The following is a 483-nucleotide window of genomic DNA, read 5'->3' as shown; positions in this document are numbered from 1 at the left end:
ACAGTTTTATCTCACCGTTATAATAATGATTGGAGTCTCTATATGAAGATGTTGAAATTTGGTTGGATACTGCTTGGTTTGCTGTTCTCAGTGTCGAGCACCTTAGTATCAGCTGAAGAAGGCAAAAGAAAAATAAAAGCAGAAGATCTTGTCGAGGCGCCAATTGCCGAGAGCGCTGTTGACCTTAACCAAGTGAGGCGGGGTAAGGTTACTGAGGAGCAAGCGATCGCGCAGCTTAAATATATGATGGTGCAGGGTTGGATGCGCATGGAAAAGAACTTGCTTGAACGTGGTGAATTTTTACCTTTTGGGATGGTACTTTCCCCGCAGGGTGAATTTAACGTGTTAGCTATTGAGCACCAAAATCTTGTTAAAAAGGATTTTCAACTAGCCTCAATCATTCAATATTTAAAGCGTATTGCTAAAACTCGTGCAAAGTGGGGTGTCGGCTTAATGTATATTGAAACAAGAAAGAATGCTGAT

General features: G+C 41.2%; 1 protein-coding gene. It reads left to right on the top strand.

Annotated elements, in window-relative coordinates; all coding sequences use genetic code 11:
• Positions 1-42: 42 nt before the first annotated feature.
• Positions 43-483: hypothetical protein (locus A3761_RS07740; RefSeq protein ID WP_156491727.1), on the top strand; the 441-nt coding region annotated here is incomplete at its 3' end.

The sequence above is a fragment of the Oleiphilus sp. HI0123 genome, assembly GCF_001635315.1.
Note: the sequence above shows the minus strand (reverse complement) of the source record. Positions and strands in the feature narration are given on the sequence as shown.